Source organism: Pseudomonas kielensis (assembly GCF_014236655.1).
Lineage (GTDB): Bacteria > Pseudomonadota > Gammaproteobacteria > Pseudomonadales > Pseudomonadaceae > Aquipseudomonas > Aquipseudomonas kielensis.
In genome coordinates, this window is sequence record NZ_JACMYG010000007.1 from 195,367 (window position 1) to 214,900 (window position 19,534).

20 protein-coding genes are annotated in these 19,534 nt (G+C 60.1%); 14 read left to right on the forward strand and 6 right to left on the reverse strand.

All coding sequences use genetic code 11. The annotated features are described in order from the left end of the window. Nucleotides 1-36 precede the first annotated feature (36 nt). A complete protein-coding gene (locus tag H7995_RS09725; protein WP_166592673.1) occupies nt 37-933 on the reverse strand; it encodes a LysR substrate-binding domain-containing protein in 897 nt (298 codons plus the stop codon). A gap of 106 nt (nt 934-1,039) precedes the next feature. Here H7995_RS09725 and H7995_RS09730 point away from each other — a divergent pair, with 106 nt between their 5' ends. The 8 genes from H7995_RS09730 to rpoS all read left to right on the forward strand — a co-directional run bounded on the left by H7995_RS09730 (nt 1,040) and on the right by rpoS (nt 8,247). Continuing rightward, complete coding sequence (locus H7995_RS09730; protein ID WP_182343682.1) at nt 1,040-2,152, forward strand: S-(hydroxymethyl)glutathione dehydrogenase/class III alcohol dehydrogenase; 1,113 nt, start codon at nt 1,040-1,042, stop codon at nt 2,150-2,152. An 89-nt stretch (nt 2,153-2,241) separates the two neighbouring features. Beyond that, nucleotides 2,242-3,087: an S-formylglutathione hydrolase gene (gene fghA / locus H7995_RS09735; RefSeq protein WP_182343684.1), complete on the forward strand. Its 846-nt coding sequence runs from the start codon at nt 2,242-2,244 to the stop codon at nt 3,085-3,087. Nucleotides 3,088-3,129: 42 nt separating this feature from the next. After that, the gene (gene ispF, locus H7995_RS09740) at nt 3,130-3,603 is read left to right on the forward strand and encodes a 2-C-methyl-D-erythritol 2,4-cyclodiphosphate synthase (RefSeq protein WP_166592670.1); all 474 of its coding nucleotides are present in this window, start codon (nt 3,130-3,132) and stop codon (nt 3,601-3,603) included. Next, nucleotides 3,600-4,658, forward strand: a complete 1,059-nt coding sequence (gene truD / locus H7995_RS09745; protein ID WP_166592669.1) for a tRNA pseudouridine(13) synthase TruD — start codon at nt 3,600-3,602, stop codon at nt 4,656-4,658. Before ispF ends, truD begins: the two co-directional genes overlap by 4 nt. Continuing rightward, nucleotides 4,646-5,395, forward strand: coding sequence for a 5'/3'-nucleotidase SurE (surE, locus tag H7995_RS09750; RefSeq protein ID WP_166592668.1), 750 nt, complete (start codon nt 4,646-4,648; stop codon nt 5,393-5,395). Before truD ends, surE begins: the two co-directional genes overlap by 13 nt. Nucleotides 5,396-5,436: 41 nt before the next feature. Beyond that, entirely contained in the window at nt 5,437-6,072 is a 636-nt protein-coding gene (locus tag H7995_RS09755; protein WP_174244610.1) for a protein-L-isoaspartate(D-aspartate) O-methyltransferase, read from the forward strand. Nucleotides 6,073-6,283: 211 nt separating this feature from the next. Beyond that, nucleotides 6,284-7,141 (forward strand): peptidoglycan DD-metalloendopeptidase family protein, encoded by an 858-nt coding sequence (locus H7995_RS09760; protein WP_166592666.1) that lies wholly within the window; start codon nt 6,284-6,286, stop codon nt 7,139-7,141. Between the two features lie 104 nt (nt 7,142-7,245). Then, nucleotides 7,246-8,247, forward strand: a complete 1,002-nt coding sequence (rpoS, locus tag H7995_RS09765; RefSeq protein ID WP_185818281.1) for an RNA polymerase sigma factor RpoS — start codon at nt 7,246-7,248, stop codon at nt 8,245-8,247. Between the two features lie 507 nt (nt 8,248-8,754). Here rpoS and fdxA read toward each other — a convergent pair. Next, complete coding sequence (gene fdxA / locus H7995_RS09770) at nt 8,755-9,078, reverse strand: ferredoxin FdxA (RefSeq protein WP_166592664.1); 324 nt, start codon at nt 9,076-9,078, stop codon at nt 8,755-8,757. Between the two features lie 140 nt (nt 9,079-9,218). Further along, entirely contained in the window at nt 9,219-11,798 is a 2,580-nt protein-coding gene (gene mutS, locus H7995_RS09775; protein WP_166592663.1) for a DNA mismatch repair protein MutS, read from the reverse strand. 201 nt (nt 11,799-11,999) lie between these two features. Between mutS and H7995_RS09780 the strand changes: the two genes are divergently transcribed. The 5 genes from H7995_RS09780 (at nt 12,000) to recX (ending at nt 15,476) form a co-directional block, all read left to right on the forward strand. After that, nucleotides 12,000-12,734 (forward strand): LexA family transcriptional regulator, encoded by a 735-nt coding sequence (locus tag H7995_RS09780; protein ID WP_166592662.1) that lies wholly within the window; start codon nt 12,000-12,002, stop codon nt 12,732-12,734. 185 nt (nt 12,735-12,919) lie between these two features. Continuing rightward, nucleotides 12,920-13,261 (forward strand): phage holin family protein, encoded by a 342-nt coding sequence (locus tag H7995_RS09785; RefSeq protein WP_166592661.1) that lies wholly within the window; start codon nt 12,920-12,922, stop codon nt 13,259-13,261. A 105-nt stretch (nt 13,262-13,366) separates the two neighbouring features. Continuing rightward, the gene (locus H7995_RS09790) at nt 13,367-13,867 is read left to right on the forward strand and encodes a CinA family protein (protein ID WP_159994057.1); all 501 of its coding nucleotides are present in this window, start codon (nt 13,367-13,369) and stop codon (nt 13,865-13,867) included. Between the two features lie 83 nt (nt 13,868-13,950). Continuing rightward, nucleotides 13,951-15,000 carry a recombinase RecA gene (recA, locus tag H7995_RS09795; RefSeq protein WP_095166849.1) on the forward strand — a complete coding sequence of 350 codons (1,050 nt, stop codon included), beginning with the start codon at nt 13,951-13,953 and terminating at the stop codon, nt 14,998-15,000. An 8-nt stretch (nt 15,001-15,008) separates the two neighbouring features. Then, nucleotides 15,009-15,476 (forward strand): recombination regulator RecX, encoded by a 468-nt coding sequence (recX, locus tag H7995_RS09800; protein WP_166592660.1) that lies wholly within the window; start codon nt 15,009-15,011, stop codon nt 15,474-15,476. Nucleotides 15,477-15,511: 35 nt separating this feature from the next. Here recX and H7995_RS09805 read toward each other — a convergent pair whose 3' ends face one another. Together H7995_RS09805 and H7995_RS09810 are read right to left on the reverse strand one after the other, a co-directional pair. Continuing rightward, nucleotides 15,512-16,630, reverse strand: a complete 1,119-nt coding sequence (locus H7995_RS09805) for an LOG family protein (protein ID WP_166592659.1) — start codon at nt 16,628-16,630, stop codon at nt 15,512-15,514. Nucleotides 16,631-17,274: 644 nt separating this feature from the next. Continuing rightward, complete coding sequence (locus tag H7995_RS09810) at nt 17,275-17,700, reverse strand: PA3611 family quorum-sensing-regulated virulence factor (protein ID WP_166592658.1); 426 nt, start codon at nt 17,698-17,700, stop codon at nt 17,275-17,277. Between the two features lie 190 nt (nt 17,701-17,890). Here H7995_RS09810 and H7995_RS09815 point away from each other — a divergent pair, with 190 nt between their 5' ends. Then, nucleotides 17,891-18,601: a tRNA-uridine aminocarboxypropyltransferase gene (locus H7995_RS09815; RefSeq protein ID WP_166592657.1), complete on the forward strand. Its 711-nt coding sequence runs from the start codon at nt 17,891-17,893 to the stop codon at nt 18,599-18,601. Here the strand turns inward: H7995_RS09815 and H7995_RS09820 are convergent. Beyond that, nucleotides 18,598-19,497, reverse strand: coding sequence for a DMT family transporter (locus H7995_RS09820; RefSeq protein ID WP_185818282.1), 900 nt, complete (start codon nt 19,495-19,497; stop codon nt 18,598-18,600). The two genes, H7995_RS09815 and H7995_RS09820, sit on opposite strands and share 4 nt — an antisense overlap. Nucleotides 19,498-19,534 lie beyond the last annotated feature (37 nt).

The window sequence follows — 19,534 nt, forward strand, 5'->3', positions numbered from 1 at the left end:
CGCTCGCCCCGTTGAGTAATGGGTACCGGCAGCAGGCTAGCTGCTGTACTCCGGCCGTTTCGCCAACCCTTCCTTAAGAAAATCCACCAATTTGCGCACCTTCGGCGACAGATGGCGTTGCTGTGGATACAGCGCCCAGACCGCGGTGTTCGGTGGCTGGTGGGCGTCGAGTAACGACACCAGGGCGCCACTGTTCAGGTGTTCCAGCACGTAGTAGTCCGGGAGCTGGCACAGGCCAACGCCCTGGAGTGCAGCGTCCAGTACGGCTTGTCCGCTGTTGCAGCGCCAGTTGCCTTGGACTCGCTGGGAAAACTCCCGGCCGTTCTGTGCCAGTTGCCAAAGGTCCGAGCTGCCGATAAGGCAGTTGTGCCGGCTCAGTTCCGACAGGCTATGGGGTCGACCGTAGCGCTCGAGGTAGGAGGGCGAGGCACACAGGTACATGCGCCGTGGTGCCAGGCGGGTGGCCACCAGGCGTGAGTCCTGCAGGCGGCCCAGGCGGATGGCCAGGTCGAGGCCTTCGTGCACCAGGTCCAGGGGACGATTGCTCAATTCGATGTCGACCCGCAACTGCGGGTAGAGCCCCATGAAACCGGTCACCAGCGGCACGATGAAGCGCTCGCCGTACGCCACGGCACACGTCATGCGCAGCATGCCCTTGGGTTCGCTGGTCAGGTCGCCGACGGCGCGCAGGGCCTCTTCGCGTCCGTCCTGCAAGCGTTGGCAGTGTTGCAGGAAGGTTTGTCCGGCCTCGGTGAGCGTGACGCGGCGCGTACTGCGGTAGAGCAGGCGAGTTTGCAGGCGTTCTTCCAGGCGTACGATTTGTCGACTGACGTGGGAGGAAGAGACCCCCAGGCGTTCGGCGGCGGCGGTGAACTGGCTGCATTCGGCGACGGCGACGAACTCGTCGATGCCTTCCCAGCGGTTCTCGGACATTTTGATTATCCCTGTATGGCAATAATATTTTGCATTTACCTCGATTATTCATCGGATGGCCGTGTATTACACTCCCGGTCTCGTTTTAATTCGCTGGAGAGTCAGGATGATCAAGTCGCGCGCTGCCGTTGCCTTCGAGGCCAAGAAACCCCTGGAGATCGTTGAAGTCGATGTCGCCATGCCCAAGGCCGGTGAAGTGCTGTTGCGCGTGGTCGCCTCCGGCGTTTGCCACACCGACGCCTATACCTTGTCGGGTGCCGATCCGGAAGGCATCTTCCCGTCGATCCTCGGCCACGAAGGTGGCGCGGTGGTCGAAGCCATTGGCGAGGGCGTGACCTCGGTGGCTGTGGGCGATCATGTGATTCCGCTCTACACCCCGGAATGCGGCCAGTGCAAATTCTGTAAGTCGGGCAAGACCAACCTCTGCCAGGCTATCCGCGCGACCCAAGGCAAAGGCCTGATGCCGGACGGCACTACTCGCTTCTCCTACAAAGGCCAGCCGATTTTCCACTACATGGGGACCTCGACTTTCTCCGAGTACACCGTGCTGCCGGAAATTTCCGTGGCCAAGATTCCTAAAGAGGCTCCGCTGGAAAAAGTCTGCCTGCTGGGCTGCGGCGTGACCACCGGGATTGGTGCGGTGATCAACACTGCCAAGGTCAAGCCGGGCGATACCGTGGCGATCTTCGGTCTGGGCGGCATCGGCCTGTCGGCCGTGATCGGTGCGGTCAAGGCCAAGGCCGCGCGCATCATTGCCATCGACATCAACCCGGGCAAGTTCGAGATCGCCAAGCAGTTGGGGGCCACCGACTGTGTGAACCCGAAAGACTTTGATCGTCCGATCCAGGACGTCATTGTCGACATGACCGATGGCGGCGTGGACTTTTCCTTTGAGTGCATCGGCAACGTCCAACTGATGCGTGCGGCACTGGAGTGCTGCCATAAAGGTTGGGGCGAGTCGGTGATCATCGGCGTGGCCGGTGCCGGCCAGGAAATCGCGACCCGTCCGTTCCAACTGGTCACCGGGCGCGTCTGGCGCGGTTCGGCCTTTGGTGGGGTGCGTGGTCGCAGCGAATTGCCAAGCTATGTGGAAATGGCCCAGACCGGCGAGATCCCGCTGGATACCTTCATCACCCACACCATGGGTCTGGAAGACATCAACAAGGCTTTTGACCTGATGCATGAAGGCAAGAGCATTCGCACCGTCATCCACTTTTAAGAGCGGCGGCAAGCTACACGCTGTAAGCGGCGAGCGGATGCCCCTCTCTTGCCGCTCGCAGCTTGCGGCTTGAAGCTGGGAGTACTCCCATGAGTCTGGAAAATATCTCGTGCCAGAAGAGCTTCGGTGGCTGGCATAAACGCTACAGGCATCACTCCCAAGTGCTGGGTTGCGACATGGTGTTTGCCGTGTACCTGCCGCCCCAGGCGGAGCAGGGTGGCAAGTTGCCGGTGCTGTATTGGTTGTCGGGTTTGACCTGCACCGATGAGAACTTCATGCACAAAGCCGGTGCCATGCGCTTGGCGGCCGAGCTTGGCTTGATCATCGTGGCGCCGGACACCAGCCCGCGCGGTGCCGATGTGCCGGGGGACCCGGAAGGGGCCTGGGACTTCGGTCTGGGGGCCGGGTTTTACCTGAACGCCACCCAGGAACCCTGGGCCAAGCACTATCGGATGCACGATTACGTGGTGCAGGAATTGCCGGCATTGGTCGAGGCGCATTTCCCGGCCTCGGACAAACGCGGCGTCAGCGGTCACTCCATGGGTGGCCACGGCGCACTGGTGTGCGCACTGCGTAACCCGGGGCGTTACCAGTCGGTCTCGGCGTTCGCGCCGATCAACAATCCAATGGATTGCCCGTGGGGCCAGAAAGCGTTTTCCCGCTATCTGGGTGAAGAGCGTTCGAAGTGGCGTGAGTGGGATGCCACGGTGCTGATCAGCGAAGCCAGCGAACAGCTGCCACTGTTGGTCGACCAGGGCGATCGGGATGATTTCCTCGCCACGCAGCTCAAGCCTGAAGCCTTGCAGCAGGCCGCCAAACTCGCCGGCCATCCGCTGACCTTGCGCTTGCAACCGGGCTACGACCACAGCTATTTCTTCATCGCCAGCTTTATCGATGATCACTTACGGCATCACGCGCACGCCCTAGGCGCCTAAAGCAGGTAGAATCACGCCCTGACTCAATCAGGGCGTTTTTTTATGCGTATTGGCCACGGCTACGATGTGCACCGTTTTGCTGAAGGCGATTTCATCACTCTGGGCGGCGTGCGGATTGCACACAGCTTCGGGCTGCTCGCCCACTCCGACGGCGACGTGTTGTTGCATGCGTTGAGCGATGCCTTGCTGGGTGCTGCGGCACTGGGCGATATCGGTAAGCACTTCCCCGATACCGACCCCCAGTTCAAAGGTGCTGACAGCCGTGCGCTGTTGCGTCATGTGGTTGCGCTGATTCATGCCAAAGGCTGGAAAGTGGGCAACGTCGACAACACCATCGTCGCCCAGGCGCCGAAAATGGCCCCCCATATCGAATCGATGCGCGCGCTGATTGCCGCCGATCTTCAAGTTGAACTGGATCAAGTGAACGTGAAAGCTACCACCACCGAAAAACTTGGCTTTGTCGGTCGCGAAGAAGGCATTGCCGTGCATTCCGTTGCCTTGTTGCTGCGCCCATGAACGAGGCGCAACTGCTCGGCCCGCGAGCCTACGGCGAACCTCTCGGCACCGCCGTACTGAAAGCCATCGCGGAAGATTTCCAGGTCGATGAAGTGCTCGACATTCCGCTGACTGGCGACGGAGAGCACCTGTGGATCTGGGTGGAAAAACGTGGCCTGAACACCGAGGAAGCGGCACGGCGTATCGCCAAGGCCGCCGGCGTGCCCTTGCGCACCGTCAGCTATGCCGGCCTGAAGGATCGCCAGGCGTTGACCCGTCAGTGGTTCAGCGTGCAATTGCCCGGCAAGGCCGACCCGGATTTGTCCGCGGCTGAAAACGACACCCTGAAAATTCTCAAGACCGCCCGGCACAAGCGCAAGCTGCAGCGGGGCGCACATTCGGCCAATGGTTTTACCTTGCGCCTGACCCAGTTCGCCGGCGACAAAGAGGCACTCGAAGCGCGTCTGCAGTTGATCGCCAAGCAGGGCATTCCCAATTACTTCGGTGCGCAACGTTTCGGCCATGACGGCGGCAATGTGGTGGACGCGCGTGCCTGGGCGGCGCGCAAGGCTTTGCCGGAGCAGCGCAATGTGCGTTCGCGGTTGCTGTCCACCGCCCGTAGCTTTATGTTCAATCAGGTGTTGGCGGCACGTGTTGCCGACGGCAGTTGGCAGCGCGCGCAGGTGGGTGATTTGCTGGCTTTCACCGACAGCCGCAGCTTTTTCCCGGCTGGCGAAGCAGAGTGCAGCGACCCGCGCCTGGCGATCCTCGACCTGCATCCGACTGGGCCGCAATGGGGCGAGGGCGACTCGCCTGCCGCGGGTGCGACCCATGAGCTGGAGCAGCGGATCGCCATGGGCGAAGCGGATCTGCGCGACTGGCTGGTAAACGCCGGAATGAGCCATGAACGACGCATCCTGCGGCTGCCCATTGGCGGGTTGACGTGGCATTATCCTTCGCTGGACATTCTGCAACTGGAATTCGTCCTGCCGGCCGGATGCTTCGCCACCGTATTGGTGCGTGAACTCGTTGATCTGGTGCCGGTGGGGCAGACGGACAGCCCATGCGTATTCTGATCTCTAACGACGATGGGGTAACCGCACCCGGTCTCGCCGCGCTTCATGCTGCGCTGGCGGATTACACCGAGTGCGTGGTTATCGCCCCGGACCAGGACAAAAGCGGCGCCAGCAGTTCGCTGACGCTGGACCGTCCGTTGCACCCGCAAACCCTGGTCAACGGCTTTATCAGTCTTAATGGTACGCCGACCGATTGTGTGCACCTGGGGCTCAACGGCTTGCTCGAACGCGAACCGGACATGGTGGTTTCCGGGATCAACCTGGGTGCCAACCTGGGGGACGACGTGCTGTATTCCGGTACGGTGGCCGCGGCCTTGGAAGGGCGCTTCCTCGCCAAGCCGTCCTTTGCGTTTTCCCTGGTCTCGCGGCAAGTGGATAACTTGCCGACAGCGGCCTACTTTGCGCGCAAACTGGTGGAAGCTCATGCCGAGCTGAACCTACCGCCGCGCACGGTGTTGAACGTGAACATTCCGAACCTGCCGCTGGACCACATCCGTGGCATTCAGCTGACCCGCCTGGGGCACCGGGCACGTGCTGCGGCACCGACCAAAGTGGTCGACCCACGCGGCAAGTCCGGCTACTGGATTGCCGCGGCCGGCGACGCGGAAGATGGTGGCCCGGGTACGGATTTCCATGCCGTCATGCAGGGGTATGTCTCCATCACCCCGCTGCAGCTCGATCGCACCTTCAATGTTGCCTTTGCCAGTCTCGATGGCTGGCTGGAGGGGCTGCGCTGATGGCTCGCGAGCAAGACGATATACTGCGCCGCGGGATCGGGATGACTTCCCAGCGTACCCGTGAGCGTTTGATCCAGCGACTTTATGAAGAAGGCGTGAGTAACGCCCAGGTCCTGGAAGTGATCCGCCGCACGCCGCGCCATCTGTTTGTCGATGAAGCGCTGGCCCACCGTGCCTACGAAGACACGGCCTTGCCGATTGGCCACAACCAGACCATTTCCCAGCCTTATATGGTGGCACGCATGAGCGAGCTGCTGTTAGAGGCAGGGCCTTTGGACAAGGTGATGGAGATCGGTACCGGTTCCGGTTATCAGACGGCGGTGTTGTCGCAACTGGTGGAGCGGGTGTTTTCGGTCGAGCGGATCAAGGTCCTGCAGGATCGGGCGAAAGAACGCCTGGTGGAATTGAACCTGCGCAACGTGGTGTTTCGCTGGGGCGATGGTTGGGAAGGCTGGCCGGCACTGGCACCTTACAATGGCATCATCGTCACGGCGGTGGCGACCGACGTGCCCCAGGCCCTGCTGGATCAGTTGGCGCCAGGAGGGCGTCTGGTGATACCGGTCGGGTCAGGGGAGGTTCAACAATTGCTATTGATCATCCGGGAAGAACAGGGGTTTTCCAGGCGTGTCCTGGGCTCGGTGCGCTTCGTCCCGTTGCTTAACGGGCCATTGGCCTGAGCATTTGTTCTGCGGCGCTGAATTCTCTTCGATTACCTTGGTCTTACAGCGGCAAGGATGGCTTCAACGTCGTTGTACTACAGCCAGTAAACGCGGGCCTGTATCGATTTCGTTTTGCCGACGGTAATGCGCCAGCGGCCAGTTATACTTGCGACACTTCATGCCTGAACCAGGCATCTACTTTTTTCAGCCACCAGAAAGGGAGCGGCGGGTGAGTCTCAAAGTCATTGCGCAGCGTATTGGTACAAAAAGCTTTCAGTGCCTGGTGACTGGCCTTGTCTTGAGCTCATTGCTGGTCGGTTGCTCCAGCACCAAGTCGAGTGACGTGCGGGTTGTCGATCGCAACAGCACGGCCGCCCAGCGTCCTGCCGTCACCACCGGCCAGTATGTAGTCCGTCGCGGCGATACCTTGTTTTCCATCGCTTTCCGCTACGGCTGGGACTACAAAGCCCTCGCCGCACGCAACAACATTCCTGCGCCTTACACGATACATCCAGGTCAGACGATTCGCTTCGACGGGCGCTCCGGTTCAACGCCGACCCAGGCCGTGACGTCGTCCACCACCAGCTCTTCGTCTTCCGGGAAATTCACGGTTACCCGCCGCCCAGCTTCGGCGGCCGGCACCACTACGAGCACTGCTGCGCCGTCTACGGCCAGCAAGCCCGCCCCGGCGCCATTGCCCCCAGCGGGGCCCGCTCCCACAGGATGGGGTTGGCCATCTAATGGCATTCTTATTGGAAAATTCTCTTCAAACGGTAGTTTGAATAAAGGAATTGATATCGCCGGAGATTTGGGACAGCCTGTTTTAGCTGCGTCTGATGGGACTGTCGTTTACGCCGGGAGTGGCTTGCGGGGCTACGGTGAATTGGTCATCATCAAACACAGCGATACCTACGTCAGTGCCTACGGTCACAACCGCAGGCTGTTGGTTCGGGAGGGGCAGCAGGTCAAGGTCGGACAGACAATTGCCGAAATGGGGTCAACGGGTACGGACCGGGTGAAACTGCATTTTGAGATTCGCCGACAAGGTAAGCCAGTAGATCCGCTGCAATTCCTGCCACGTCGTTGATTTGTTACCAGCCTGTTCCTTCACGTAGAGGAACAGGCTCCAGCGTTGCCAAGGATAAAGGCGCCGCTTGAGCTTGAGGTCGAACTCACCAAAGGACTATAACAATGGCTCTCAGTAAAGAAGTGCCGGAGTTTGACATCGACGATGAGGTTCTCCTGATGGAGACCGACGTCGCATCGGATCAGACGTCGAATGAGGGGGTTGCTACACCTTCAGTTCGCGCAAAATCCAAACACTCCGCCTCACTCAAGCAACACAAGTACATTGACTACACACGGGCGCTAGACGCTACCCAGCTGTATCTCAATGAAATCGGCTTTTCCCCCCTGTTGTCCCCGGAAGAAGAAGTTCATTTTGCGCGACTGTCGCAAAGTGGAGATCCGGCTGGGCGTAAACGCATGATTGAAAGCAACTTGCGACTGGTGGTGAAAATCGCCCGGCGCTACGTCAATCGTGGGCTGTCATTGCTCGACCTGATCGAAGAGGGCAATCTCGGGTTGATCAGGGCTGTGGAAAAGTTTGATCCGGAGCGTGGCTTCCGCTTCTCGACCGCAACCTGGTGGATTCGTCAGACCATCGAGCGCGCGATCATGAATCAGACCCGGACCATCCGGTTGCCGATTCACGTGGTCAAAGAGCTGAATGTCTACCTGCGCGCCGCCCGAGAGCTGACACAAAAGCTCGATCATGAACCTTCACCCGAAGAAATCGCCAACCTGCTGGAAAAACCGGTGGGAGAGGTCAAGCGAATGCTCGGCCTGAATGAACGGGTTTCTTCGGTAGACGTCTCGCTGGGGCCGGATTCGGATAAAACCCTCCTGGACACCCTGACTGACGACCGCCCTACCGATCCCTGTGAGCTGCTTCAGGATGATGACTTGTCACAGAGCATCGATCAGTGGCTGTGCGAATTGACCGATAAGCAACGTGAGGTGGTGATTCGCCGCTTCGGTTTGCGCGGCCATGAGAGTAGCACGCTGGAGGACGTTGGCCTGGAGATCGGACTGACCCGCGAACGGGTCCGACAGATCCAGGTTGAGGGACTGAAACGTCTGCGTGAAATTCTCGAGAAAAATGGATTGTCGAGCGAGTCTTTGTTCCAGTAGCAGGAACCCCGGTACTCGATCAGCAAAAACCCCGGTATCTCGGGGTTTTTTGTGCCTGCGATTTCACCCGTTGTTTAGCTGGGAGACTGACTCGGGTGCTTTCCTTTGTTGCTGTAAGCCGTGGCTTACTCTTTCGTACGTGTTCGGTTTTTATGCTTGCTGGATGAATGCCGTTGCTCAGTAATACATTTTTTAACATGTTGTTTTATATGGAATTAATTGCTGGCGCAGACACTTCTACACCTACTGTTTAAGCCTAAGCGGTGATTGTGATTGCTGGCCAAGCCTTTATTATCAGCCCTGTGTCGACGGACAGACACAACCATCAAGGATGATGGTCATGGAACATCGCAAGGACGTGATTCATCAGGACGATGAAAAGGAACACAGGGACTAGGGAAAAAATGTGGGCGGGTCACACCGCCCCTTTTTTTGCCTGCTGAAAAGTACGGCGCCCTAATATGCAAAAAGGCCCGCGAAGGGCCTTTTTTGAGCGTGCAGAAAAGATCAGCGAATCAGGTCTTTGATCTTGCCTTTGACGCCATCAAACTCCGCTGCGTCTGGCAGCGAATCTTTCTTCTCAGTGATGTTGGGCCAGATTTCGGCCAGTTCAACGTTCAGCTGAATGAATTCTTGCATCTCGTCCGGAACTTCGTCCTCGGAGAAGATGGCCACAGCAGGGCATTCCGGCTCGCACAGGGCGCAGTCGATGCACTCATCCGGGTGAATCACCAGGAAGTTCGGGCCTTCGTAAAAGCAGTCCACCGGACAGACTTCTACGCAGTCGGTGTACTTGCACTTGATGCAGTTGTCGGTGACGACGAAGGTCATTTCTAATTCTCTCCTCAGGCGGCGTGCTGCGCCCCTTCACGGTGGGGTCGCCAGGTTTGGGAGCGCTCGCCTGCAGACCAGGCTAATAGCCTGCAGCACCCCAAACCGCGCGAGATTCTAACAGCTTGCAGGCAACAGCGTTAGATCCGTGTCTTCAGTGTATAGAGCATTTCGAGTGCACGACGTGGTGTCAGGTCATCCAGATCGAGTTTTGCCAGTTCATCCAGCACCGGGTGAGGCAGGCTGGCGAACATGTCGCTCTGCTGCGGCGCCGCCGGTTTGCCTTTGGCCGGAGCCGGGATTTCATGGGGCAGGCTGGTGGTTTCCAGGCGGCTCAAGTGTTCTCGGGCGCGCAGGATGACCTCTGTTGGCACGCCCGCCAGTTGTGCCACCGCCAGGCCGTAACTCTGGCTGGCGGGGCCAGGCAGCACGTGGTGGAGGAAAACGATGCGCTCATTGTGTTCGGTGGCGTTGAGATGCACGTTGGCCACTAATGGCTGGCTTTCCGGCAGCACCGTCAACTCGAAGTAGTGAGTGGCGAACAGCGTATAGGCGCGCAGCTGGGCCAGGCGTTCGGCCGCGGCCCAAGCCAGGGACAAGCCGTCGAAGGTGCTGGTGCCACGGCCCACTTCGTCCATCAGCACCAGGCTGCGTTCGGTGGCGTTGTGCAAAATGTTCGCGGTTTCGCTCATTTCCACCATAAAGGTCGAACGCCCGCCTGCGAGGTCATCACTGGAGCCGATCCGGGTGAAGATCCGGTCCACCAGCGACAACTCACAGCTGGCCGCCGGCACGAAGCTGCCGATATGGGCCAGCAACACGATCAGTGCAGTCTGGCGCATATAGGTGGATTTACCGCCCATGTTCGGCCCGGTAATCACCAGCATCCGCGTGTTGTCGTCCAGGCTCAGGTCGTTGGCCACGAACGGGGTGCTCAGCACTTGCTCGACCACCGGATGACGGCCCTGGCTGATGCGCATGCACGGCTCGCTGACGAAGCGCGGGCAGTTCAGATCGAGGTTCAACGCGCGTTCGGCCAGGTTGCTCAACACATCCAGCTCGGCCAGTGCCGCGGCAGTGTCCTGCAAGGGGGGCAGTTGGTTGATCAAGTCTTCGAGCAGGGCTTCGTAAAGCATTTTCTCGCGGGCCAGCGCACGGCTCTTGGCCGACAGTGCCTTGTCTTCGAACGCCTTGAGTTCCGGGGTAATGAAACGCTCGGCACCTTTGAGTGTCTGGCGCCGGATATAGTCGGCGGGGGCCTGTTCGGCCTGCTTGCTGGGCAGTTCGATGAAGTAGCCGTGAATCCGGTTGTAACCGACCTTCAGGTGGGACAGGCCGGTGCGGGCCTTTTCCCGGGCTTCCAGGTCGATCAGGAACTGGCCGGCGTTCTCGCTCAGCGATTGCAGCTCGTCGAGCTCGGCGTCGTACCCGGTTTTCAACACCCCACCGTCACGGATCACCGCGGGAGGGTTGTCGATGATGGCTTTTTCCAGCAGCGCCGCCAGCTCGGGATAGGTGCTGGTGGTCACGGCCAACTGGTTCAGGTGGGGCGCTTCCAGTTCACTCATCGCCACCTGCAGTTGCGGCAGGGCGCCGAGGGCGTCACGCAGGCGCGCCAGGTCGCGTGGGCGAGCGTTGCGCAGGCCGATCCGCGCCAGGATCCGCTCAATGTCGCCGATCTCCTTGAGCTGCGGTTGCAGCTTCTCGAAGCGATAGCCATCCAGCAGGCAGGTGATCGAACTCTGCCGCGCCTCCAGTACCTGCAGGTCGCGCAGCGGACGGTTCAGCCAGCGGGTCAGCAGGCGGCTGCCCATGGCGGTCTGGCAGCGATCGACCACCGATTGCAGGGTGTTGTCGCGGCCACCGGCCAGGTTGGTGTCCAGTTCCAGGTTGCGCCGGCTCGCGCCGTCCAGCACCACGGTGTCGTCCAGGCGCTCGTGCCGCAGGCTGCGCAAGTGCGGCAGGGCGGTACGCTGGGTTTCCTTGGCATAGCTCAACAGGCAACCGGCAGCGCCGATCGCCAGGCTCAGGTTCTCGCAGCCAAAACCCTTGAGGTCCTGGGTGGAAAATTGCTGGCACAGGCTCTTGAACGCCGAATCTCGCTCGAAATCCCACGGCGCGCGGCGACGAACGCCACGACGTTTTTCGGCCGGGAGGTCTTTGGGCCAGTCATCCGGGATCATCAGCTCCACCGGGTTGACCCGCTCCAGCTCCGCCAGCAGGTTTTCCCAGCCTTTGATTTCCAGCACCGTGAAGTTGCCGCTGGTGATATCCAGTACGGCGAGGCCGAACAGACGCTCATCGCCCAGCACCGCGGCGATCAGGTTGTCGCGTCGCTCGTCCAGCAACGCCTCGTCGCTGACGGTGCCGGGGGTGATGATGCGCACCACCTGGCGATCCACCGGGCCCTTGCTGGTCGCCGGGTCACCTACCTGCTCACAGATCACCACCGACTCGCCCAGCTTGACCAGCTTGGCCAGGTAACCTTCGGCGGCATGGTAAGGAATCCCGCACATCGGAATCGCCTGACCAGCCGACTGCCCACGCGCCGTCAGGGTAATGTCCAGCAGCTTGGCGGCTTTCTTCGCGTCTTCGTAGAAGATCTCGTAGAAGTCACCCATGCGATAGAACATCAACTGGTCTGGGTGCTGGTTCTTCAGGCGCCAGTACTGCTGCATCATCGGCGTGTGGGAGGACAGGTCGGAAAGTGCTTTATTCATCGGGTAATCAGGCGGATTCATTCAAAGGGGTGGGTAAAGGAGGGCGTTGCCCAGGCCTTTGCGCGATGGGCGCAAGGTTACCATGGGCGGCTGCGCCCGACCCAGGGATGAACGCCGTGTGGGGGTGTTTTGCGGGTCTGAAGGGCAATTTATGCAAAACAGCATTTGTCATCGCTAAACAGAACCCTCATTATGGGAAATATGCAAAAACGCAATGTTTCTACCGTCCTCAGGGCACTGCTCGATCAACACGGGATCTCCCCTACGGAGCTTCACCGTCGTACCGGCGTGCCGCAATCCACCCTCTCGCGGATACTCGGCGGCAAGATCGCCGATCCGTCGGATAAACACATCTCGAAGATTGCCGAATATTTTCGGGTGAGCACCGACCAGTTGCGTGGCCGCGTCGATGTCACGCCGGGTTACCCGCCTGCACGGGATCCCGCGCACACGGAACTCAAGGACATCAGCCTGTGGGATGACGATACGCCCATCGAAGACGACGAGGTCTCGGTACCCTTTCTGCGCGAGGTTGAATTGGCTGCTGGATCAGGACGATTCGTCATTGAAGAAAGCGAGCGCGCCAGCCTGCGTTTCGGCAAGCGCAGCCTGCGCCACAACGGCGTTCAGTTCGATCAGGCCAAGTGCGTGACCGTGCGCGGCAACAGCATGTTGCCGGTGCTGCGTGATGGCGCTACGGTCGGGGTGAATGCCGGCAAGTGCGGGATCGGCGATATCGTCGATGGCGATCTCTACGCCATCAACCACAACGGCCAGTTGCGGGTGAAACAGCTGTACCGCCTGCCCACCGGGATTCGCTTGCGCAGCTTTAATCGCGATGAGCATCCGGATGAGGATTATGGCTTTCAGGATATCCAGACCGGGCAGATCGTAATCCTGGGGCATGTGTTCTGGTGGGGTATGTACGCCCGCTGATTGCCTTCTGCGCCAATACAAACCCGTCCGATGGCGGGTTTTTTTGTGCATGAGAATTTCTTGGGCGTGTGGTCCGAGTTCTGTGGATGCGTCAATGCATGGATTTGATGGGGTGAGGGTGGTTTTTGATTGACTGATTATGCATTGATGCATAATCTTTTGGCTCGCCACTCAGGAGTACTGAAATGACAATTGAACAGCACGCCTTGCTGGAGATCCCTGTCTGGCTGGTCATTGCACTCACGCTGCTGGGTGGCTTGTCGGGTGAAATGTGGCGCGCGGACAAGGAGGGTGCCCGCGGTTGGTCGTTGGTCCGGCGCCTGAGCCTGCGCTCCGGGTCGAGCATGATCTGCGGTGTTTCGGTGGTGATGTTGTTGTACGCCGCCAACATCTCGGTCTGGACGGCTGCCGCGTTTGGCTGTTTGACGGCGATGGCCGGTGCGGATTTCGCCATTGGCTTATATCAGCGCTGGGCAGCCAGGCGAATCGGCGTGGTGGAAACCCAGGCCCCGGAGGATCACCGGTAGTGCGCGGGCACGGCACGCCTCATATTTTGATCCACCCAGCGCCTTGCAAGCGCAACCTGCTCATGTAGGGTAGTGCTCACGCCCGTCTGATCAGGAGAGAGAGTCGTGAATGAAATCACACAGTTGGCCGCGGAGCTGGGCCGGCGTCTACAGGTTCTCAATGCCCACGTCAGCACGGCCGAATCCTGCACCGGGGGCGGTATCGCCGAGGCGATCACCCGGATTGCCGGCAGTTCGGCCTGGTTCGAGGCGGGGTATGTCACTTATTCCAATCGCCAGAAAACCCAGCAACTGAAGGTGCCGGGCGAATTGTTCGAGCAGGTCGGAGCAGTGAGTCGCGAGGTAGTGGAGGCCATGGTCCGCGGGGCGCAGCGCAACAGCCATGCGCGGTTTGCCGTGGCGGTCAGTGGGATCGCCGGGCCTGACGGCGGTTCGCCGGCCAAGCCGGTGGGGACTGTCTGGTTGGCCTGGGGGGTGGGCGAGGCCGTGTTTAGCGAGTGCCGGCACTTTCCCGGGAACCGTGATGAGGTCCGCCGACAAACGGTGAAGGCCGCGCTAGAGGGCTTGCTGCAGCATGCCGCCGGAGAAATCTCAAATCAGGGGTAGGCGATCCACAATCGCTGTGGAATAATACTGTCTACTTATACAGGTGTTGGCCGTCAGGCCTTATTGATTACGTGAGGACTTTAATGGACGACAACAAGAAGAAAGCCTTGGCTGCGGCCCTGGGTCAGATCGAACGTCAATTCGGCAAGGGTGCCGTAATGCGTATGGGCGATCAGGACCGTCAGGCGATCCCGGCTATCTCCACTGGCTCTCTGGGGCTGGACATCGCACTCGGCATCGGCGGCCTGCCCAAAGGCCGTATCGTTGAAATCTACGGTCCTGAATCCTCCGGTAAAACCACCCTGACCCTGTCGGTGATTGCCCAGGCACAAAAAGCCGGCGCGACCTGCGCGTTCGTCGACGCCGAGCACGCCCTGGACCCGGAATACGCTGGCAAACTGGGGGTTAACGTCGACGACCTGCTGGTTTCCCAGCCGGACACTGGCGAGCAAGCTCTGGAAATCACCGACATGCTGGTGCGTTCCAACGCGGTTGACGTGATCATCGTCGACTCCGTGGCTGCGCTGGTACCGAAGGCGGAAATCGAAGGCGAGATGGGCGACATGCACGTGGGCCTGCAAGCCCGCCTGATGTCCCAGGCGCTGCGTAAAATCACCGGTAACATCAAGAACGCCAACTGCCTGGTGATCTTCATCAACCAGATCCGGATGAAAATCGGCGTGATGTTCGGCAGCCCGGAAACCACCACCGGTGGTAACGCGCTGAAGTTCTACGCTTCGGTTCGCCTGGACATCCGCCGTACTGGCGCGGTGAAAGAAGGCGACGAAGTGGTCGGCAGCGAAACCCGCGTTAAAGTCGTCAAGAACAAGGTGGCGGCACCGTTCCGTCAGGCCGAGTTCCAGATTCTTTACGGCAAGGGCATCTACCTCAATGGCGAGATGATCGACCTGGGCGTGCTGCACGGTTTTGTTGAGAAATCCGGTGCCTGGTATGCCTACAACGGCAGCAAGATCGGTCAGGGCAAAGCCAACTCGGCCAAGTTCCTGCAGGACAACCCAGACATCGCAGCCAAGCTCGAGAAGCAGATTCGCGACAAGCTGCTGACGCCGGTGGACCTGAACGCTGCGCCGGTCAAAGAGACCGAAGATGACCTGGCCGACGCTGATATCTGATTGATCCAATGACCGCCGTACTCGATACCCTCGTCGCGGTGCGGCGAACCGCAATGGACCTGCTCGCGCGACGCGAGCATGGTCGAGTCGAGCTGACGCGTAAACTGCGTCAGCGCGGCGCCCCCGATGACATGATCGACACTGCCCTCGACCGACTGACGGAAGAGGGGTTGCTGTCCGAATCCCGTTACCTCGAAAGTTTCGTCTCCTACCGGGCCCGTTCAGGCTATGGTCCTTTACGCATTCGTGAAGAGCTGAGCCAGCGTGGTTTGCAGCGCACCGATATCGAACTCGCCTTGCGTGAGTGTGGAATCAGTTGGCAGGCACAATTGGAAGACACCTGGCGCCGTAAATTTGCCGGGCATTTACCGATCGATGCCCGCGAGCGTGCCAAGCAAGGGCGCTTCCTCGCTTATCGCGGTTACTCCATGGAGATGATCGGCCGGCTGTTCAGTGGCCGAGCAATGGACGACTAAAAAAGCCCGACTAAAAAATAGTCGGGCTTTTTTATTCATGTCACTTTGCTGGGTTCCCGTTGGCGCTGGGGAGTTGCAGGCTGGGAGGTGGCCCAGTTTTCCGGCAGGTTGAGGTAGTCCACCAGTTCACGCAGGCGCCCATGATCCCGGGCATTGAAGGTGAACGCCAGGCGCGCCAGGTGGCTGAACTGTGCGTCGTCATGCTCCTCGCCACTGTAGGCGTGCTGGTGAAAGTGATCGCTCAGGCACAGGTCGGCGAACGCCACTTGTAGGTGTGCCAGCGCTTGCTCGTTGAGTGCATGATTCATGCGGATCACAAACTGGTTTTTCAGCCAGCGGCTGGAGTGGAAGTTGCTGTAGAACTGATTGATTTGCGCCACCGCTTCTTCAGCGTTATCCACCAGGCGCACCAGTTTCAGGTCGTTGGGCAGGATGTAGCGATTGGCCTCCAATTGATTGCGGATGAAATCCAGCGCGCTTTCCCAGAACTTGCCACCCGGTGCATCCAGCAGCACCACGGGCACCAGTGGGCTTTTGCCGGTCTGGATCAGAGTCAGTACTTCCAGGGCTTCGTCCAGCGTGCCGAAGCCACCCGGGCACAGCACCAGCGCGTCGGCTTCCTTGACGAAGAACAGTTTGCGGGTGAAGAAAAAGTGGAAGGGCAGCAAGTTGGCGGTGCCACCGACGGTGGGGTTGGCATGCTGTTCGAAGGGCAGGGTGATGTTGAACCCAAGGCTGTGATCGCGACCCGCGCCCTCGTGAGCGGCGGCCATAATCCCGCCACCGGCACCGGTGATCACCATCAGGTCCGATTGCGCGAGTTTTTCTCCCAGTTCACGGGCCAGGGCGTACAGCGGGTGTTCCACCGGCGTGCGCGCTGAACCGAACACGGTCACCTTGCGCCTTCCCTTGAACTGTTCCAGCACACGAAATGCGTGCTCCAGCTCGCGCAGGGCTTGAAGGGTGATCTTGGCATTCCAGCGGTTGTGGTCGTCCTGGGCCATGCGCAGGACTGTCAGCATCATGTCGCGGTAGATCGGAATATTCGGACTGTTGGGGGAAACCAGGTTGAGTTGTTCTTCGATCTTGCTCGTGAGATCGACACCGTTGCTCTGGAAATGACGTATCAGAAGGTCATTCGGTTGGTAAGGCATTCAACTTCTCCTTCTACACAGAACCTTCGGCCCGACCGAAAGATTCGTCGGGGCCGCGACACGCCTTGTGTCGCCTGGGCATTACAGCCAACCCGACCCACCGCGCACGGCCGTCGAGTCATCCAGACGGGCTCTGTTTATCCCTTGGATGAAAGAAAATGTTCGCAAGACGCCGTTCTGGATGGCAGCCCCTTTTCTGCCGTGAACCTTGAATATCCACACATTGAATCTAGACGCTCGGCGTCAGTTGCGCTGGCTTGATCATGGTCCTGAAAAGTCTGTGCTGGCAATAGCTTGTTGGCGATAGGTGATCGACTTTCACCGCCCGCCTGAAGCCCCCCCTAGACGCTACGCGCTGACTGACCGAAACACAGGCACGCCACACATTTGTCGTACACCCCGGGCAAGACGCAAGCTCCCAAGGGCGATTCTTGGGCTCGGAGGCGGGTTATGGCGCGGGTGATGCTGGAGATCGATACGCAGCGGTTCCGATGCTCAAGTCGGCAGCCGAGGACCATCAGGTGAGCCTTGGGGAGGCATGTCGACGGCGGCTGGGGGGCAACGAGTAGCGCTCGCCTTATCTGCTGGCGCAGGTGGTGGAACTGCACGCCGATGAAGAGCAACGGCGCGCGGGTTCGGGGGCGTTACTTCTTCTTTTTCGCAGGCTCTGCCGGGCAGTCCGATTCCTGGAATCGGGCCGAGGCCACCGGACGGTTGGTTTTGTTCTCGGTGAATTCGTAACGCAAGATCGCGCCCTGGGCCATCAGCTTGCGGTAGTTGGGGTTGCGGCAAACGCTGGCACCCAGTTGCAGGTACACGGCTTTCGGGTTGGCGCGCATTTCTTCGGCATACACCGATTGCACACTGAGGTGATCAACCAGCTCCTTGCCTTCGACCGTGTAGCCCTGGTCCAGAATGTTGTCGCTGACTTCGCGAGGCAGGCCAACGTTACTTTCCGCGGCTACCTTCTCCAGCATCTTGCTCAGGTTCATCTCTTTCAGGGACGCGGCCTGGGCGCAGAAGGGCAAAGCCAGCACAAGGGCGGCGGTGGGAACGATGAGGCGCAGCATGAAACTCTCCTGATTCAGTGACTGGTGCTTCGACCCGTCACAGGGCTGAGCGTTCAGTGGCGGCAAATTATAGGGTGCGGGGGGCGGGCGGTACAGGCTTGCGCAGGTTGCTCTGGTAAACTGCTGGCACTTTATTGCCCTGCCGAGCGCTTTTTGTGTCGATTCAATCCTCCTGCCGTCGAAACCTGCCATGAGCCACGCCGTTTCCCGTTTGCGCGCCCAGCGCCTGGCCCGAGCCGTCCGCCCCTTTGTTGCGCGGGGCTCGCGGGCTGAGCGGTGCGCCGGCTGCCGGGTAATCCCCAGCCATTGCCTGTGTGCGTGGCGCCCGACCGTTGCGGCCAAATCGGCCATGTGCCTGGTGATGCATGACGTCGAGCCGATGAAACCGAGCAATACCGGCTGGCTGATTGCCGACGTGATCGAGCAGACCAGTGCGTTTCCCTGGTCGCGTACCGAAGTCGAGCCGGGCTTGCTGGCCCTGATCGCCGATCCTCAGTGGCAGCCGTACATCGTGTTTCCGGGAGAGTTTGTCGCGCCGCAGCGGGTGGTGAGCGAGGTCCGGCTGGAGCCGGGCAAGCGCCCGCTGTTCATTCTGCTGGACGCGACCTGGAGCGAGGCGCGCAAGATGTTCCGCAAGAGCCCTTATCTCGAGCATTTGCCGGTGTTGAGCCTGCAGCCCGAACAACTGTCGCGCTACAAGTTGCGCCGCTCCAAGCGCGATGACCACTTCTGCACCGCCGAGGTGGCCGCGCTCTGCCTGGAACTGGCCGACGATCAAGCCGCCAGCGAAGTGCTGGACGCCTACCTGGACGTCTTCAGCACCCATTACCTGTCGGCCAAGTTTCAGCAGGCGATCGATCCGGACGATGACGTCCACACTCGCCTCAAGCCCTACCTCTAGGCGGTGCTGCGGGCCAGCACCGGGTTTTTCGGCCAGAGCTGGGCGGCCAGCATCCCGGCTAGCATCAGCCCACAGCCGATGTAGCCCCGCAGGCTCAGTTCTTCACCCAGTAGCCAGGCACCGGCGATGGCGGCAAACACGGCCTCCAGGGAAAAAATAATCGCGGCATGGGAGGCAATCGCGTCTTTCTGGGCGATCACCTGCAAGGTGTAGCCGATGCCGACCGCAATCAGGCCGCCATAGAGAATGGCCGGGCCGGCGGCGATGATCGCGTTGAGGTCGAAAGTCTCCAGGCACAGGGCCAGGACCAGGCTGACCACCGAGCAGGTGGTGAACTGCAGGAATGCCAGGCGAATCGGGTCGTGTCGGCTGGCGAAAACGCCCACCAGCACCACGTGCCCGCCCCAGACAAAGGCGCCGATCAACTGCAACCAGTCGCCGGACGCCACCTGGAACTGATCGCCGACGCTGAGCAGGAACATCCCGACCACCGCCAGAGTCGCCCCGAACCAGGTGCCGAGCCCGGTCTTGTGCCCGATCAACAGCCCCAGCAGCGGCACGACGATGACGTAGAGCCCGGTGATGAAACCGGCATTGGTCACGCTGGTGAACAGCAGGCCGACCTGTTGCAGGTTGATCCCCAGGGCCAGGGCGAGGCCCATCAGGCCGCCACCGATCAACAAACCACGGGTCAGGAAGGGTTCGTGGTGGCTATTCTGGCGGTTGCCACGTAGGACCAGCGGTAACAGACACAACGAACCAAGCGCGAAGCGCAGGCCGGAATAGAGGAAAGGACCGATGTGATCCATACCGGAGGTTTGTGCGACAAATCCTGATCCCCAAATCATTGCGGTGATCAACATCAGGACATCGGCACGCAGGGCTTTGGTCTGCATGATGGCACTCTTATTAGTTAGCCAGCTAAGATGCCGT

Coding starts and splice junctions, on each gene's coding strand:
- H7995_RS09725 (WP_166592673.1), bottom strand. CDS start 933: ATGTCCGAGAACCGCTGGGAAGGCATCGACGAGTTCGTCGCCGTCGCC.
- H7995_RS09730 (WP_182343682.1), top strand. CDS start 1,040: ATGATCAAGTCGCGCGCTGCCGTTGCCTTCGAGGCCAAGAAACCCCTG.
- fghA (WP_182343684.1), top strand. CDS start 2,242: ATGAGTCTGGAAAATATCTCGTGCCAGAAGAGCTTCGGTGGCTGGCAT.
- ispF (WP_166592670.1), top strand. CDS start 3,130: ATGCGTATTGGCCACGGCTACGATGTGCACCGTTTTGCTGAAGGCGAT.
- truD (WP_166592669.1), top strand. CDS start 3,600: ATGAACGAGGCGCAACTGCTCGGCCCGCGAGCCTACGGCGAACCTCTC.
- surE (WP_166592668.1), top strand. CDS start 4,646: ATGCGTATTCTGATCTCTAACGACGATGGGGTAACCGCACCCGGTCTC.
- H7995_RS09755 (WP_174244610.1), top strand. CDS start 5,437: ATGACTTCCCAGCGTACCCGTGAGCGTTTGATCCAGCGACTTTATGAA.
- rpoS (WP_185818281.1), top strand. CDS start 7,246: ATGGCTCTCAGTAAAGAAGTGCCGGAGTTTGACATCGACGATGAGGTT.
- fdxA (WP_166592664.1), bottom strand. CDS start 9,078: ATGACCTTCGTCGTCACCGACAACTGCATCAAGTGCAAGTACACCGAC.
- mutS (WP_166592663.1), bottom strand. CDS start 11,798: ATGAATAAAGCACTTTCCGACCTGTCCTCCCACACGCCGATGATGCAG.
- H7995_RS09780 (WP_166592662.1), top strand. CDS start 12,000: ATGCAAAAACGCAATGTTTCTACCGTCCTCAGGGCACTGCTCGATCAA.
- H7995_RS09785 (WP_166592661.1), top strand. CDS start 12,920: ATGACAATTGAACAGCACGCCTTGCTGGAGATCCCTGTCTGGCTGGTC.
- recA (WP_095166849.1), top strand. CDS start 13,951: ATGGACGACAACAAGAAGAAAGCCTTGGCTGCGGCCCTGGGTCAGATC.
- recX (WP_166592660.1), top strand. CDS start 15,009: ATGACCGCCGTACTCGATACCCTCGTCGCGGTGCGGCGAACCGCAATG.
- H7995_RS09805 (WP_166592659.1), bottom strand. CDS start 16,630: ATGCCTTACCAACCGAATGACCTTCTGATACGTCATTTCCAGAGCAAC.
- H7995_RS09810 (WP_166592658.1), bottom strand. CDS start 17,700: ATGCTGCGCCTCATCGTTCCCACCGCCGCCCTTGTGCTGGCTTTGCCC.
- H7995_RS09815 (WP_166592657.1), top strand. CDS start 17,891: ATGAGCCACGCCGTTTCCCGTTTGCGCGCCCAGCGCCTGGCCCGAGCC.
- H7995_RS09820 (WP_185818282.1), bottom strand. CDS start 19,497: ATGCAGACCAAAGCCCTGCGTGCCGATGTCCTGATGTTGATCACCGCA.